This is a genomic window from Bradyrhizobium elkanii WSM2783 (genome assembly GCF_000472865.1).
GTDB lineage: Bacteria > Pseudomonadota > Alphaproteobacteria > Rhizobiales > Xanthobacteraceae > Bradyrhizobium > Bradyrhizobium elkanii_A.
Genome location: NZ_AXAP01000003.1, coordinates 127,352 through 142,599 on the forward strand (window position 1 = coordinate 127,352; position 15,248 = coordinate 142,599).

Consider the following 15,248-nt stretch of genomic DNA (forward strand, 5'->3'; position numbering starts at 1 on the left):
CGCTACCGGGCGCCGATCGCCTTGAACTTGCGTACCTGATCCGTGAGCGCCCGCTCGACCGGCAGGCGCTCCATCGAGGAGGCGCCATAGAAGCCGTGGCATTTGCGGGTCTTCTTCATGATGAAATCGGCGTCGGCGGGGTCCGCGATCGGACCGCCATGCGCGAGCACCAGGATGTGCGGATTGACGCTGAGGGCGGCCTCGGCCCAGGCATCGATGCGGGCCGGGCAGTCCTCGAGCTTGAGCGCGGTCTGCGCCCCGATCGAGCCGCCGGTGGTCAGGCCGAGATGGCAGACGATGATATCGGCGCCGGCAATCGCCATCGCCGCCGCTTCGGTCTCGCTGAAGACGTAAGGCGTCGTCAGCATGTCCTTGTCATGCGCCTTGGCAATCATCTCGATCTCCAGCGCATAGGACATGCCGGTTTCCTCGAGATTGGCGCGGAATATCCCATCGATCAGGCCGACGGTCGGAAAGTTCTGCACGCCGGAGAATCCAAGCGCTTTGAGCTGGTCCAGGAACAGGTCAATGTCGCGGAACGGGTCGGTGCCGTTGACGCCGGCGAGCACCGGCGTGTTGGTCACGACTGGCAGCACTTCGCCCGCCATCTCCAGCACTATTGCGTTGGCGTCGCCGTAAGGCATTAGCCCGGCGAGCGAGCCGCGGCCGGCCATGCGGTAGCGCCCGGAATTGTAGATCACGATCAGGTCGACCCCGCCGGCTTCCTCGCATTTGGCGGAAAGGCCAGTGCCGGCGCCGCCGCCGACGATCGGCTCGCCCCTGGCCGCCATGTCGCGAAACCTCTTCAACAGCGCCGCGCGTTCAAACCTGGCCATGGGTCACCTCGCCACTCTCCGCCGTCCACCGGCGCGTCCGAGCAGAGGACGGAACGCGGCTACGATCGCAGCCGCAAATTCGGGATCGTTGATGTTGCGCCTGATGCGAATGAGCTGGCGGTTGCCGGTCTGGCGCACCGTCCGCTCCAGTGCGCGGAACAGCGCCGCGTCGGCGTCAGGATCCCAGAACGGCTGGCCCGACGCATCGAGCGCGGAGACGCCGCCCTCGGGCAGGAAGAAGCGCACGGGCCCATCCATCTGGTTCAGCCGTTCGCCGATCCAGCGGCCCATGCGCTCGTTCTCTTCCACTGTCGTCCGCATCAACGTGACCTGCGGGTTGTGGACGTGGAATTTGCGCCGGCGGTAGCGCTCCGGAATGGTGTCGGGCGCGCCGAAATTGACCATGTCGAGCGCGCCGACCGAACCGACATAGGGCACGCGGCTGCGGATGATCGCCCCGAAGCGATCGTCGGTGGCTGGGAAGACGCCGCCCATCAGGAGATCGCAAATCTCTGTGGTTGTCAGATCGATGACGGCGGCGAGCTGTCCGGAATCGACGAGCTTCTCCATCGAGCGGCCGCCGACGCCTGTGGCGTGGAACACCAGACACTCGAAATCGTCCTTCAACGCGGCCGCGATCTTCTGCACCGCAGGCGTGGTCACGCCGAACATGGTGATGCCGACGGCGGGAAGACTGCTGCCGGTGTCGCGCTGGCGGGCGCTGCGCTCGTCGAGACGCGCTTTGACCATGCCGGCCAGCGCATTGGCGCCGTTGGACAGCACCGCGCGCGAGATCGAGTTGAGACCTTGGACGTCGGTCACCGAATACATCATCATGATGTCGGCCGGCCCGACATAGGGGCCGACGTCGCCCGAGGCGACGGAGGAGATGATGATCTTGGGCACGCCGATGGGCAGGGCGCGCATCGCGGGTGCGACCAGCGAGGCGCCGCCGGAGCCGCCGGCCGAGATGATGCCGGCGACGTTGCCCTGCCGGCGCAGCCATTTCGCGAAAGCGTCCGCCATCGCGTTGACCGAGGCGCCGCGATCGGCGCCGAACACGCCCGATCCGCCGCGGCCATGGTTCAGCGCGATCTCCTGGGCGGAGACGTCGCAGGTCGTGTGCTTGCCGCTGGTGGAGACGTCGACCAGGCGGGTGCGCAGCCCGCTTGCCGCGATGATGTCGCGGATGAAGCGGAGCTCCGGTCCCTTGGTGTCGAGCGTACCGACGACCAGCACGGCCGGCGGGCCCGCGGTCTGCACGGTGGCCGCAGGTTCGCGTCGCTGCCGGGTGCTCTCTTCGAGCCGTGTGACGCCGGCCGAATGCGTTCGCGCGGCGGCCTCGATGCGGGCGATCGGCACCGGCTGCGACCAGCGCGTCGGCGGCGTGGGGTTGGAGATGTAGATGCGGACCGGGCCCTTGGCACGTGCAGGCTGCGGCGCGGCGTCCGGCTCGGGCTTTGCGGGGCCGGCGTCGATATCGGCTGCAACATCGCCATGGAGCCCGACGCCGAGCAGGCGCTGCTGCAACTCGCGGTCGGCGGCGAGCCGCACGGAATCGATGATGCGGTTGATGCGGCCGTTGACCATGATGGCGACGTTCTTGGAGACCGCCGTCGCCACGCCGATGTTCTGCTCGATCACCAGCACCGACATGTCGCCGTCTTCGCCGAGCCGGACCAGCATCTCCTCGACCTGCGCGACGATCACCGGCGCCAAGCCCTCGGTTGGCTCGTCCATGATCAACAGATGCGGATTGGTCAGCAGCGCGCGCGAGATCGCGAGCATCTGCTGCTCGCCGCCGGAGAGCTGGCTGCCGCCATGATCCTTGCGCTCGGCTAGGCGGGGGAAGGTGTCGTAGATCCGCTCGATCGTCCACGGGCCGCGGCGCATCCCGCCGGCGAGCTGCAAATGCTCGTCGACGCTGAGCGAGCGCCACAGACGCCGGCCCTGCGGCACATAGCCGACGCCGAGCCGCGCGATCCGGGCCGGGCTCATGTGCGTGACGTCCTCGCCGCGAACGCGCACCGAGCCGCCGCTGGCTCGCACCAGGCCCATGATGGTCTTGCACAGCGTGGTCTTGCCCATGCCGTTGCGGCCGACCACCGAGAACACGCCGGAATCCAGCGTGAGGTCGACGCCCTGCAGCGCATGCGAATGGCCGTAATAGACGTCGAGGCCTCTGACCTCCAAGGCGGGCGCGGCGCGGCGGGCATTATTCATGGCCGCCTCCGAGATAGAGCTCCTGCACTTCGGGATCGGACTCGATCTCGCGCGGCAGGCCCTCCTTGAAGATGCGGCCGTTGTGCATCATCGTGACGCTTTCGACGACGCGCAGCGCGACATCCATGTCGTGCTCGATGATGATGTAGCCGATATGCGCAGGCAACGAGGTCAGGATCTCGATCAGTTCGAGCCGTTCCGCCGGCGACAGGCCCGCCGCCGGCTCGTCGAACAGGATGAAGCGCGGCGCGCCGGCGAGTGCGAGCGCGATTTCGAGCTGGCGCTGCTGGCCATGGGCGAGCTCGGCGACGCGCTGGTCTTTCACGGCGGTGAGGTGGACCGCCTGCACCAGCGTCTCCGTCGCATGCATCAGCGCATCGTTCGCTCCCGGACGCAGGAAGGAGAAGCGTCCGCGCGAGACGCCGCGGCAGGCGAGGTAGACATTGTCCTGCACGGTGAGGCCCGGGAACAGCGCCGATATCTGGTAGGTACGGCGCAGGCCGCGGCGGATCCGCTCATAGGGCGGAAAGCGGGTGACGTCCTCGCCGAAGAAGCGGATGGTGCCGGACGAGGGCGGGAAATCGCCAGTGATGCAGTTGAACAGCGTGGTCTTGCCGGCGCCGTTGGATCCGAGCACCGCGCGCCGCTCGCCGGGGCGCACCGTCATCGTCACGTCGGTGAGTGCGGCCAGCGCACCGAACAATCGCGTCACGCCGCGCAATTCCAGCGCGGCGCCGGCGCCGACCGCGGAGAGGCGATGGGCGACGCTATCCATGGCGGCGTCCAGCGGTGCTGCTTGAGGTTCGTGTCTGGCGGCGGCGCCAGCGCTCCCAAAGGCCGATCACGCCATCCGACGACCAGAACACGATGGCGAGGAAGCCGAGCCCGATCAGAAGGCGGAAGCGATTGCCGTCGAGTCCGAATTTGATCAGGACATCGAGCGCGAAGGTGCGCAGGATGACGAAGATGAGCGCGCCGATGAAGGGGCCGACCGGCCGGGTGATGCCGCCGACCACGGCGATGATCAGGATGTCGATGCAGCGTTCGACGCCGACCGAGCCGGGCGAGATCTGCCGGTAGTTCCAGACCTGCAATACGCCGCCGAGCCCGGCAATGAAGGATGCGAACGCATAGGCCGCGACGCGGTGCGCGTTGACGTTGAAGCCGAGTGCCGCCATCCGTCGGGAATTGTCGCGCACGCCTTGCAGCGCCAGCCCGAATGGGGCGCGCGCGACATATTGGACCGCGAAATAGCAGAGCGCGGCGACGGCGAGGATCAGGTAGTAGAACGGGATATCGGAGCGCCAGTCGACGCCCCAGAACTGCGGCGTGGCGACCGTGTTGATGCCGGTGTGGCCGTTGAAGATGGCCCAGTTCTGGTTGGTGAAATAGTAGAACGCCGCGCCGATCGCGAGCGTGATCATGATGGTGTAGATGCCCTCGGTCCGGACTGCGAGCGCGCCGCCGAGCGTGCCGAAGATCGTCGCCAGCACGAGCGCCATCGGCGTCGCCAGCCACCACGGCCAGCCGAGGCTGATATTGGCGTTGCCGCTGACGCCGAACACCGCGACCATGTAGCCGGCGAAGCCCGCAATGGTGAGCTGCATCAGGCTGACCATGCCGCCATAGCCGGCGAGGAACATCAGGCTGAGCGCGATGATGCCGAGGATCAGCGAGGTGCCGAAGATCTCGATCAGGAAGAAGCCGTTCGCGATCAGCGGCATGATCACGAGGATCAGCGCGACCAGCCAGGCAGCGGGGTTGTTGAGTTCGGGCCAGGCAGGGAACTTCGGACGTTCCACCACAGTCGCTGGTGCATGAAGCTGCGTCAACGACATGTCATCGCCTCGCCAGCAGGCCCTGCGGCCGCAGCGCCAGGACCAGGACCATGATCAGGAAGGTCACGACGATGGCGTAGGTCGGGATGTAGACGGAGCCGAGCTGCTCGGCGAGGCCGATGATGACAGCGCCGAGCGCTGCGCCCGGGATCGATCCCATGCCGCCGACGATCACGACCACGAGCGAGGCGAGCAGGAAGCGCGTATCCTCGCCCGGCGAGATCGACTGGAAGGTGCCGCCGACCACGCCGGCAATGCCGGCAAGTCCAGCGCCGAGCGCGAACACCAGCACGAACACGGCCTGGATCTGGACGCCTGTCGCGGCCAATATGTCGCGATCATCGACTCCCGCCCGCACGATCATGCCGATCCGCGTGCGGTTCAGCGCCAGCCACATCGCGATGCCGATCGCGACGGAAGCGGCGAAGATCGCGAGCCGCACCATCGGATATTGCAGATAGACCGGCTCGCCGGAGGATTTGACCGCGGTGATGAACGGAAGCTGCACCGGGCCGATCAGCCAGCTCGGCGTCGGGATCTGGTAGAAATCGCCGCCGAACACCCACAGCATCAAATCCGCGAACACGATCGCAAGCCCGATCGTCACCATGGTTTGCCGCAGGTCCTGCCCCTCCATGCGGCGGAACACCAGGATCTGCAGGAGCACGCCGACGAGGCCGACCGCGAGGAAAGCAACGGCGAAGCTCAATATCCAGGAGCCGGTCCAGGCGCTGATGGCGTAGCCGACATAGCCGCCGAACAGGTAGAGCGAGCCATGCGCGAGGTTGACGTTGCGCATCAAGCCGAAGATCAGCGTGAAGCCGCTCGCCACCAGGAAATAAAGCCCGCCGAGCGTGATGCCGTTGAAGATGGCGTTGAGGAAGACGCGCTTGCGGCCGATCGCCTGCTCCAGGCCCGGCGGCCAGACCGCGAAGACCAGCCACAGCAGGAGCGCGACCGCGATGATCGCGATCAGCGCCCATGCCGGATGGCGTTCGATGAACCGTGCCATCGACGTGCGTTCCCTCAAGGCTCGCGATCGTCTTTTTCGGATCGCGTTGTCCGCATCCTAGTGCGGGCCGAGCGGGCGGATTTGACCGGGAGTATCTTTTATCAGGGGCGCAGCACCTTGGCGGCGCGGCGGTAGTCGGTCGGGGCCATGCCGACATTGGCGGCGAAGAAGCGGGTGAAGCCGCTTTGCGAGGAGAAGCCGAGATCGTAGCCGATATCGGCGATCGGCGCTTCGGTGGCGACCAGCGCGTCCAGCGCCTGCTCCATCATCACCGTATTGCGATAGAGGTGCGGCGTGACGCCGGTCTGGGTGCGGAACAAGCGATAGAAGTGCGGCCGCGACAGGCCGGAGGCGCGGGCGATCGAATCCAATTCGATCTCGGCGCCGGGGCTTTCGGACAATAGTTTGACGGATTTGCGGATGCGAAAATCGGTGATCGCCGCAGTCGTGCGAATTTCCTGCCGGGCTTCGGTTTGCCGCCAGCTTTCCTCGTAGCTGAGATCGATCAGGCGCCGCAATTCGCCATCGAGGCTCTTGAGCGAGGGGGCACCGCACACAAGCGCCGCGGTGTGGCGGATCAGCCGGTCGAGCGTGTCGCTGCGCTTGAAATGAGTGCGGCCGAAGCGCAGGCCCTGCGTGCACGGCGTGTCGGGCGCAAACCATTCCGCGTTGACATAAAGCACGAAGAAGATCGCGCCCCTGTCCATGTCCGCCGGCAGGAAGTTGTGCGGCTCCCACGGGTTGACTGCGACGACGGAATCCTCGGTGAGGAGCCGGCGCTGATCGCAGACGTCGATCTGCGCCGGTGTGCCGCCGACATGGAAGATCAGATGTCCTTCGCGGTGCGCATGCACGTTGAAGGGACGGTTCAACTGATAGACCGTCGCGCGACCGAACCGGCCGTGGAAGACGGCAAGCGCTTTGCTCATGCCCTCCCTCCCGCGGGATGTTCTTGTCTTTTGCAACCAGCGTTCAACATCCGGGAAGAGAACGCAAGCGCAACGACGCCTCGCTCCCGTCGCCGACGGTCAGTTCGCACCTGCAAAAATTAGGTCAGTACTTCTTGCATTCCGGAATGGTGCGGCTCGGCAGGCCGATCTTGGCGAACACCGCCGGATCGTAACCGAGCGTCTGGTTCACGTTCGGGATCACCTTCACGACCTTGCTGAACAGGGCGCCCTTGCCGTCATCCACCACCTCGGTCACGAAATTGGTGCCGATTGCCTGCCGGTTGGAATCGAGCTTGATCTTGCCGTTGGGCGCGTCGAGCTCGATCTTGGCCAGCGCGTCCTTGAGCTTTGCCTGGTTATTGCTGAGGTCGCCATTGACCTCACGCAGCGCCAGGATCAGCGCCATGGTCGAGCCGTAATAATTGGTGGCGAGCAGCGAAGGGCTCGGGAAGCGCTTGTTCGGCGGGAAGGAGTCCTGATAGGCTTTCACGAATTTCTGCCAGCCGGGATCCTCCCAGGTGTCGGCTTGGCCGCTCGCGGCGATGGTGCCGATCAACGCGTTCTTGGCGTTGCCCTTGGAGGACAGGATGGTCTGGTCGATCATGATCGAGCCGCCCATCAGATGCGCCTTGCCGCCGGCCTGCTGATACTGGTTGAGGAAGTTGACGGCATCGGCACCGCCGAGGCCGAGATAGATCGCATCGACATCGTCGGGCAGAGCGGCGATCACCGAGGCGAAGTCCTTGGTGCCGAGCGGCACCCATTGCCGGTTCGTGACCTGTCCCCCGGCGCCGCAGAATTCAAGCACGAGACCGAACACCTGAGTGTAGATGAAGGAGTAATCCTCACCGACGGTCGCGATCTTGCGATAGCCCTTGGTGTCATAGGCGTATTTGCCGAGACCGACCTGCCACTGCGCGCCGTCCATGTTGTAGCGGAAGAAGTTCGGAGCCGGATCGACATAGGTCGTCTCCTGCGCACCGGACGCGGCGTTGACGAAGGTCAGCTCGGGACGTGACTTGGCAAAATTCTTCACCGCGATGCCTTCGTCGCCGGAGAGCGGCGAGAGCAGGATCTGCACCTTGTCCTGCTCGATCAGCTTGCGCACGGCGCGCACCGCGGAATCGGGCGTCGCATCCGTCGAGGCGATGACGAATTCGAGCTCCTTGTCGCCGACCTTCTTGCCGAGCGTGTTGAGCGCGGTCTGGAAACCGCGGATGCCGTCCTCGCCGAGCACGGTGTAGGTGCCTTCGAGGGTTGCGGTGACGCCGACCTTGATCTTCTCCTGCGCGACTGCGGCGCCTGAAAGCAACAGGCTGCCTAGCGCGATCAGTCCCACACTGCCTCTCAACATCGCTCTCCTCCTCTCATTTTGCAGCGTCTTGCATGCGGCCCGCGTGTTTGCGACGGCCGCGACGTCTGGTTGTTGGGTGAAGGCTAACCGATGGCGGACGCAGCGCGGACGTCTCCGTGCCGCGCGGCTTGACGGGCAGTCTCATTTTGCATGCTGCGCCGCAGCGAGCTCTGGTGTGGGATTGCTGTGCGGACGGTGAACGCAAAGAGGGCGGCGTTTCAATCGCTTTGAAACGCCGCCCTCTCCGATTTCTAATTTATCGCTTGTGACAGCCTTTAAGGCCTCAAGCGGCCGCTCTGAGGTCGTAGCGATCGAGGTTCATCACCTTGGTCCAGGCCGCCACGAAGTCCTTCACGAACTTCTCCTTCGAGTCGGTGCAGGCATAGACTTCGCCGATCGCGCGGAGCTGCGAGTGCGAACCGAAGATCAGGTCGACGCGGGTCCCGGTCCACTTCAGCTCGTTGCTCTTGCGGTCGCGGCCCTCGTAGACGCCATTCCCGACGTCACTCCACTGCGTGCGCATGTCGAGCAAGTTGAGGAAGAAGTCGTTGGTCAGCGTGCCGGGCTTGGTGGTGAGGACACCATGCTTCGACTGGCCGACATTGGCGCCGAGGACGCGCAGTCCACCGAGCAGGACCGTCATCTCCGGCGCGGTGAGCCGCAGCAGTTGCGCGCGGTCCACCAGGGCTTCCTCGGGCTGCATGAACTGATGCTTTTTGCCGATGTAGTTGCGGAAGCCATCGGCCCGCGGCTCGAGCGGGGCGAAGGAGGCGACATCGGTCTGCTCCTGCGAGGCGTCCATGCGTCCGGGCGCGAAGGGGACCTTCACGTCGGTGCCGCCGTCCTTGGCGGCCTTCTCCACCGCGGCGCTGCCGGCGAGCACGATCAGGTCGGCGAGCGAGACCTTCTTGCCGCCCTTCTGCGATCCGTTGAACTCGCTCTGGATGGCTTCGAGCTTCTGCAGCACGCTCTTGAGCTGCGCCGGCTCGTTCGCCTCCCAGTCCTTCTGCGGGCTCAAGCGGATGCGCGCGCCGTTGGCGCCGCCGCGCTTGTCCGAGCCGCGGAAAGTGGACGCCGAGGCCCATGCGGTCGAGACCAGCTGCTGCACCGACAGGCCGGAGGCGAGGATCTTCGCCTTCAGCGCTTCGACATCCTTGTCGTCGATCAGCGGATGATCCACGGCCGGGATCGGGTCCTGCCAGATCAGCGTTTCCTTCGGCACCAGCGGGCCGAGATAGCGCACGATCGGACCCATGTCGCGGTGGGTGAGCTTGAACCAGGCGCGGGCGAAGGCGTCCGCGAACTGGTCCGGGTTCTCATAGAAGCGGCGCGAGATCTTCTCGTAGGCCGGATCCATGCGCAGCGACAGGTCGGTGGTCAGCATAGTCGGCAGACGCTTCTTCGACTTGTCGAAGGGATCTGGAATGATAGCTTCGGCTCCCTTGGCCTGCCACTGCCAGGCACCGGCCGGGCTTTTCACCAACTCCCATTCGTACTTGAACAGGTTCTCGAAGAAGTAGTTGCTCCACTGCACCGGGGTCTGGCTCCAGATCACCTCGGGGCCTCCGGTGATCGCATCAGCGCCGATACCAGTGCCGAATTTGCTCTTCCAGCCGAGGCCTTGATCCTCCAGCGCACCAGCTTCCGGCTCCGAACCGACGAGCGACGGATCGCCGGCGCCGTGGGTCTTTCCGAAGGTGTGGCCACCGGCGATCAGCGCAACGGTTTCCTCGTCGTTCATCGCCATCCGGAAGAAGGTCTCGCGGATGTCGTGCGCCGCGGCGACCGGGTCCGGCTTGCCGTTCGGGCCTTCCGGATTGACGTAGATGAGGCCCATCTGCACCGCGCCGAGCGGCTCGGCCAGCTGGCGCTCGCCGCTGTAGCGCTCGTCGCCGAGCCAGGTGCCTTCCGGACCCCAGTACAGTTCTTCCGGCTCCCAGACGTCGACGCGGCCACCCGCGAAACCAAACGTCTTGAAGCCCATCGATTCCAGCGCGACGTTGCCGGCAAGAACCATCAGGTCGGCCCAGGAGATCTTGCGGCCGTATTTCTGCTTGATCGGCCAGAGCAGGCGGCGGGCCTTGTCGAGGTTGGCGTTATCTGGCCAGCTGTTGAGCGGGGCGAAACGCTGCTGACCGGCGCCGGCGCCGCCGCGGCCGTCTGTAATGCGGTAAGTGCCCGCGCTGTGCCAGGCCATGCGGATCATCAGGCCGCCGTAGTGGCCGAAGTCGGCGGGCCACCATTCCTGGGAGTCCGTCATCAGGGCGGTCAGGTCCTTGATGACCGCGTTCAGGTCGAGCGTCTTGAATTCCTTGGCATAGTCGAACTCCGCGTCCATCGGATCGGACAGGTCGGAATTCCGGTGCAGGACCTGGACGTCCAAGTGGCCTGGCCACCAGTCACGGTTGGTAAATCCGTGTTTTCCGCCCGCGACCGGGCATTTTGTCTTGTCATCCATCATCGCCTCCTTCGGCAGTTTGTGGTCGGGTCTGGTTGGCAGTTTCTGGTCGGTCTCAAACGACTCTAAACGACCGTTATCATCAGGTGAAATTGACTTTCGTGATTGTACCGATAAGATATTCTGATGATCCAGTTTACCCTGCGACAGCTTCGTTATTTTGACGCGCTGGCGCGTCACGGCCATTTCGGGCGTGCGGCGGAGGCATGCGCCATCACGCAGCCGGCGCTCTCCATGCAGATCAAGGAATTGGAAGAGGCGCTCGGCGGCGTGCTGCTCGAGCGCAGCGCCCGGCAGGTCGTGCTGACGAAGTTCGGCGAAGAACTCGCCCAGCGCGTCCGCGAAATCCTGCGCTCGGTCGATGAACTCGGGGACTTCGCACGGGCGTCGCGGGACCAGCTCGTCGGGCGCTTGCGCATCGGCATGATTCCCACGATTGCTCCCTATCTGCTGCCCAAGGTGATCGGCAATCTCACGCAGATGCATCCCGAGCTCGACATTCACGTCCGCGAAACGGTGACGCCGAAGCTGATCAAGGAGCTGGCGGAAGGCCGGCTCGACACGGCCATTGTCGCCCTGCCGGTGTCGGAACCTTCGTTGACCGAGGTCGCGCTGTTCACGGAAAATTTCCTGCTGGTGCGGCCGGGCGAGGATGAGGGAACGCCGGTGCCGAGCAGCGAAGCGCTGCGCGAAATGAAGCTTCTCCTGCTGGAAGAGGGACATTGCTTTCGCGAACAGGCGCTGTCGTTCTGCAACATGAAATCATCGCCGCCACGCGAGGTGCTGGAAGCAAGCTCGCTGTCCACGCTCGTTCAGATGGTCGGCGCCGGCATCGGCGTCACCTTGATTCCGGAAATGGCCGTGGGGGTGGAGACACGCTCGGCATCGGTGTCGATCGCCCGTTTCAAGGACCCGCAACCCTCGCGAACCATCGGAATGGTCTGGCGCAAGACCAGTCCTCTCGCCAGACAGCTCATGCAGATTTCCGAAGTGGTTTGTCTGTCAGCCGATGCGTTGCGCGAGCAGCGCATTCCAAAGTCTTCAGCGCGATCACGATCGCGGATCGCGCGTTAGCCGCTGTCGCGCAGCACGAGCTCGAAGCCGAGATCGATCCGGCGCTCGCCGCCGCGCTCGAGCGTCAGTGTCGCCGCGGTGCGGCCGATCGCATCGCCATGGACGCTGATGGTGCTCAGACTCGGCGAGATCAGCCGTCCCATCTCGAGATCGCCGAGGCCGACGACCGCGACCGGCTGCGCCGCGGCCGGGCCGTCGCGCAGCAGCCCGGCCTTGCGCAGGCCGGCCATGAAGCCGATGGCATGGGCGTCGTTGGCCGCGAACACGGCATCGACACCAGGCAAGTTCGCATGCGCGGCGACACTGCCGGACGCGTTGCGTTCGAGGATCAGCCGGCGCGGCGGTTGTAACCCGTGCGCCAGTGCGTGGTCCTCAAAGCCGAGCCATCGCCGCGTGCCGCGCGGGTCGTCGCCGCCGATGAAGGCGAGATGCTGACGGCCCTGCGCGATGAAGTGCCGCGCGACCGCGACGCCGGCCTCGTAATTGTCGAAACCGGCAACGGCATCGATCGGATCGATCGGCAGCTCCCAGGTTTCGACGATCGGAATCCGCGCGTGACGCAGCAGGCGCTTGCCGTCCTCGGTTGCGGGCGAGCCGACCATGATGATTGCTTCCGGCCGCCGCGACAGCAGCGCCGCGAGCATGCGGTCCTCGCGCGCGGCGTCGTAGCGCGACTGCGCGAGGATCACGGAATAGTCGAGCGGTTCGAGCTTGTCGGAGAGGCCCTGCACGGTGTCGGCAAAGATCGAGTTCGCGATCGTCGGCACCAGCACGCCGACCGAATTGGTCTTCGCGCTCGCAAGCGCTCCGGCGACCAGGTTGGGCACGTAGCCGAGTTCCCGCATCGCCTTCTCGACCCGGGCGCGGGTTTCCGGGGCGACCAAGTCCGGCAATCGGACCACCCGGCTCACCGTGATCGATGAGACGCCGGCGCGTTTCGCCACCGCCGACAGCGTCGGAGCCGCCTCGTCGGAACTGATTTCGGTCTCGGTCAGGTTGGAACCCATGGTGGCGGTGAATCTGCACGATTCCGGATTGCGCATCCATAGTGACAGCGCTAGCATTGCATATGATAGCGCTAACATTCGGCCATGGTAGCGCTAGCATAACAAAAGGAGGAACCGCCGTATGATTTCAGACGAAGTGGTCCAGGCCTACCGGCGCGACGGGGTGATCGTCGTCCCCGAGGTGCTCGATAAGGATACTCTGGCGCGGGTCCGCACCGTGCTGGCTGAACTGGTCGCCGGTGCCGCTGATGTCACCGAGCACACCGACGTCTATGACCTCGAACCCGGCCACACCCAAGAGAACCCGAGGGTCCGCCGCATCAAGGCGCCGCACAAGGTGCACCCGATCTTCGATCAGATCGTGCGCAGCGAGCCGGTCATCTCCATCCTTACCAAGCTGATCGGCCCTGGCCTGCGCCTGCATGGCTCCAAGCTCAACATGAAATCCGCGCAGTACGGCTCGCCGGTCGAGTGGCATCAGGACTGGGCGTTCTATCCCCACACCAATGACGACATCCTTGCGATCGGCGTGCTGCTCGACGACTGCGATCTGGAGAACGGTCCCATGCTGGTGACGCCCGGGTCGCATGTCGGCGACACCATGTGGGATCATCATGGTGAGGACGGTTGCTTCGCCGGCCTGATCGACCCTGATGTGATTCAGGACGAGATCAAGCGTGCGGTGCCCTGCATCGGCAAGGCCGGCAGCATGTCGTTCCATCACGTGCGCGCGCTGCACGGCTCGGCGACCAACACCTCGAACCGCCCGCGCAACCTGCTGCTCTATGAGGTTGCGGCAAGCGATGCCTGGCCGCTGGCCGGCGTGAAGGACTTTGCCGAGTTCGACAGCCGTCTGCTCGCCGGCGGCTCGGTGGTCGCGCCGCGCATGACCAGCGTTCCCGTGCGCATGCCGCTGCCGCCGCCGAAGCGCCAAGGCTCGATCTACGAAACGCAGTCCGCGTCGAAAAAGAGCTACTTCACGCGCGCTGCCTGAAAGAAATCTGACGAAGCCCGCGGGGAGCAACTCCCGTGGGCTTCGCGCTTGCGACGACCAAAAACAAATCAACAGGGATGGAAACCAATGACCGAGCTCAAGGCCGGCGGCGCCGGCCAATCGCGTTTACGTGTGATCCTTGCTGCGAGCGTCGGCTCCGCGCTCGAATGGTATGACTTCTTCCTCTATGGCACGGCGGCTGCGCTGGTGTTCGGCGAGCTGTTCTTTCCCAAGAGCGATCCCGTCGTCGGAACGCTGCTGGCATTCCTGACCTTCGGTGTCGGCTTCGTGGTGCGCCCGTTGGGCGGCATCATTTTCGGCATCATGGGTGATCGCTATGGCCGCAAGCCGGTGCTGGTCGCGACGCTGCTGATGATCGGCGTCGGCACTACCGCGATCGGGCTGCTGCCGACCTACAATCAGATCGGGATCTGGGCGCCATTGCTGCTGGTCGCAATGCGCGTGGTGCAGGGCCTTGGCGCCGGCGCTGAATATGGCGGGGCGGTGATCTATCTGGTGGAGAACGCGCCGGCGAGGCATCGCGGCTTCTGGGGCGGCTTCGCGCCGCTTGGCGTATCCGTCGGCAATCTGCTTGCCGCAGGCGCCTTTGCGCTGGTGACCATGCTGCCGCGCGAGGCGATGTTGAGCTGGGGCTGGCGCCTGCCGTTCCTGGCGAGCTTCCTGTTGATCCTGGTCGGCATCTTCGTGCGCCTGCGCGTGACGGAAACGCCTGTCTATACCGAGGCCGTCGTCGCGCGCGGCAAGGTCGAGCGCAACCCGGCCATGGAGGCGCTGCGCCAGCATCCGCGCAACTTCCTGGTCGTGCTCGGCGCGCGGATGGCCGAGAACGGGCTCGGCTATTTCTTCCCGGTGTTCGGCCTCAGCTACGTCATCACCACCGTGGGCGTCCCGAAATCGGAGGCGCTGAGCGCGCTGATGCTCGCATTCACCGTCGAACTGTTCGCGATCCTCGGCTTTGCGGCGCTGTCCGATCGCATCGGACGGCGGCCGGTCTACATGTTTGGCGCGCTCGCCGGCGTGGCGCTGGCGTTCCCGTTCTTCTGGATGGTCGGCACCAAGGAGTGGATCTGGATCGCGGTGGCCTTCATCCTGGCACGGGCCGTGGTGACGGCCGCGATGTTCGGACCGCAAGCGGCTTACTTCGCCGAGCTGTTCCCGCCGCAGCGGCGCTTTGCCGGATTCGCGTTTGCGCGCGAGCTTGGCTCGCTGCTTGCGGGCGGTCCGGCGCCGTTCGTCGCAACGGCGCTGGTCGCGGCCTATGGCAGTTGGTGGCCGGTCGCCTGCTACGCGATGTTCCTGTCGCTGTGTACGGTGATCGCGGTGTGGATCGGGCCCGAGACCTATCGGGAGGATATCGCCGCCGACGAGCCCGTGGTGCAGCACGACTTGCCCGTGGCGATGCCGCAGCGGGCCTGAGGGCAGCGCAGCTACTCCGCGTCCAGTCGCCGCTCTGCTTCGTGAAGCGGCGACTGGCCGACGCG

At 65.3% G+C, this 15,248-nt stretch carries 12 protein-coding genes; 3 read left to right on the plus strand and 9 right to left on the minus strand.

The window, feature by feature from the left end; translation table 11 throughout:
• Positions 1-2: 2 nt before the first annotated feature.
• The 8 genes from YY7_RS0104620 to katG form a co-directional block, all read right to left on the minus strand.
• On the minus strand, positions 3-836 hold the full coding sequence (locus tag YY7_RS0104620; RefSeq protein WP_028162197.1) for a phosphoenolpyruvate hydrolase family protein: 834 nt from the start codon (positions 834-836) through the stop codon (positions 3-5).
• Positions 837-839: 3 nt separating this feature from the next.
• The gene (locus tag YY7_RS0104625) at positions 840-3,059 is read right to left on the minus strand and encodes an ABC transporter permease (protein ID WP_028162198.1); all 2,220 of its coding nucleotides are present in this window, start codon (positions 3,057-3,059) and stop codon (positions 840-842) included.
• Positions 3,052-3,834: an ABC transporter ATP-binding protein gene (locus tag YY7_RS0104630; RefSeq protein ID WP_028162199.1), complete on the minus strand. Its 783-nt coding sequence runs from the start codon at positions 3,832-3,834 to the stop codon at positions 3,052-3,054. Before YY7_RS0104630 ends, YY7_RS0104625 begins: the two co-directional genes overlap by 8 nt.
• Positions 3,827-4,897, minus strand: coding sequence for a branched-chain amino acid ABC transporter permease (locus YY7_RS0104635; protein ID WP_028162200.1), 1,071 nt, complete (start codon positions 4,895-4,897; stop codon positions 3,827-3,829). Before YY7_RS0104635 ends, YY7_RS0104630 begins: the two co-directional genes overlap by 8 nt.
• Position 4,898: 1 nt before the next feature.
• Positions 4,899-5,909, minus strand: coding sequence for a branched-chain amino acid ABC transporter permease (locus YY7_RS0104640; protein ID WP_028162201.1), 1,011 nt, complete (start codon positions 5,907-5,909; stop codon positions 4,899-4,901).
• 101 nt (positions 5,910-6,010) lie between these two features.
• Positions 6,011-6,838 carry a helix-turn-helix transcriptional regulator gene (locus tag YY7_RS0104645; RefSeq protein WP_028162202.1) on the minus strand — a complete coding sequence of 276 codons (828 nt, stop codon included), beginning with the start codon at positions 6,836-6,838 and terminating at the stop codon, positions 6,011-6,013.
• A gap of 124 nt (positions 6,839-6,962) precedes the next feature.
• A complete protein-coding gene (locus YY7_RS0104650; RefSeq protein WP_028162203.1) occupies positions 6,963-8,213 on the minus strand; it encodes an ABC transporter substrate-binding protein in 1,251 nt (416 codons plus the stop codon).
• A 283-nt stretch (positions 8,214-8,496) separates the two neighbouring features.
• A complete protein-coding gene (katG, locus tag YY7_RS0104655) occupies positions 8,497-10,671 on the minus strand; it encodes a catalase/peroxidase HPI (RefSeq protein WP_028162204.1) in 2,175 nt (724 codons plus the stop codon).
• Between the two features lie 126 nt (positions 10,672-10,797).
• Between katG and YY7_RS0104660 the strand changes: the two genes are divergently transcribed.
• A complete protein-coding gene (locus YY7_RS0104660; protein WP_028162205.1) occupies positions 10,798-11,745 on the plus strand; it encodes a hydrogen peroxide-inducible genes activator in 948 nt (315 codons plus the stop codon).
• On the opposite strand, the gene YY7_RS0104665 is transcribed toward YY7_RS0104660, so the two are convergent.
• Positions 11,742-12,752, minus strand: coding sequence for a LacI family DNA-binding transcriptional regulator (locus YY7_RS0104665; RefSeq protein ID WP_035689323.1), 1,011 nt, complete (start codon positions 12,750-12,752; stop codon positions 11,742-11,744). The genes YY7_RS0104660 and YY7_RS0104665 overlap by 4 nt on opposite strands.
• Before the next feature lie 121 nt (positions 12,753-12,873).
• Here YY7_RS0104665 and YY7_RS0104670 point away from each other — a divergent pair, with 121 nt between their 5' ends.
• Both YY7_RS0104670 and YY7_RS0104675 read left to right on the plus strand, forming a co-directional pair.
• Positions 12,874-13,746 carry a phytanoyl-CoA dioxygenase family protein gene (locus tag YY7_RS0104670; RefSeq protein WP_028162207.1) on the plus strand — a complete coding sequence of 291 codons (873 nt, stop codon included), beginning with the start codon at positions 12,874-12,876 and terminating at the stop codon, positions 13,744-13,746.
• Positions 13,747-13,833: 87 nt separating this feature from the next.
• A complete protein-coding gene (locus tag YY7_RS0104675) occupies positions 13,834-15,183 on the plus strand; it encodes an MFS transporter (RefSeq protein ID WP_028162208.1) in 1,350 nt (449 codons plus the stop codon).
• Positions 15,184-15,248: the final 65 nt, after the last annotated feature.

Bases quoted from the DNA above. Each gene is read 5' to 3' on its own strand.
- YY7_RS0104620 (WP_028162197.1), bottom strand. From the start codon at position 836: ATGGCCAGGTTTGAACGCGCGGCGCTGTTGAAGAGGTTTCGCGACATG.
- YY7_RS0104625 (WP_028162198.1), bottom strand. From the start codon at position 3,059: ATGAATAATGCCCGCCGCGCCGCGCCCGCCTTGGAGGTCAGAGGCCTC.
- YY7_RS0104630 (WP_028162199.1), bottom strand. From the start codon at position 3,834: ATGGATAGCGTCGCCCATCGCCTCTCCGCGGTCGGCGCCGGCGCCGCG.
- YY7_RS0104635 (WP_028162200.1), bottom strand. From the start codon at position 4,897: ATGTCGTTGACGCAGCTTCATGCACCAGCGACTGTGGTGGAACGTCCG.
- YY7_RS0104640 (WP_028162201.1), bottom strand. From the start codon at position 5,909: ATGGCACGGTTCATCGAACGCCATCCGGCATGGGCGCTGATCGCGATC.
- YY7_RS0104645 (WP_028162202.1), bottom strand. From the start codon at position 6,838: ATGAGCAAAGCGCTTGCCGTCTTCCACGGCCGGTTCGGTCGCGCGACG.
- YY7_RS0104650 (WP_028162203.1), bottom strand. From the start codon at position 8,213: ATGTTGAGAGGCAGTGTGGGACTGATCGCGCTAGGCAGCCTGTTGCTT.
- katG (WP_028162204.1), bottom strand. From the start codon at position 10,671: ATGGATGACAAGACAAAATGCCCGGTCGCGGGCGGAAAACACGGATTT.
- YY7_RS0104660 (WP_028162205.1), top strand. From the start codon at position 10,798: ATGATCCAGTTTACCCTGCGACAGCTTCGTTATTTTGACGCGCTGGCG.
- YY7_RS0104665 (WP_035689323.1), bottom strand. From the start codon at position 12,752: ATGGGTTCCAACCTGACCGAGACCGAAATCAGTTCCGACGAGGCGGCT.
- YY7_RS0104670 (WP_028162207.1), top strand. From the start codon at position 12,874: ATGATTTCAGACGAAGTGGTCCAGGCCTACCGGCGCGACGGGGTGATC.
- YY7_RS0104675 (WP_028162208.1), top strand. From the start codon at position 13,834: ATGACCGAGCTCAAGGCCGGCGGCGCCGGCCAATCGCGTTTACGTGTG.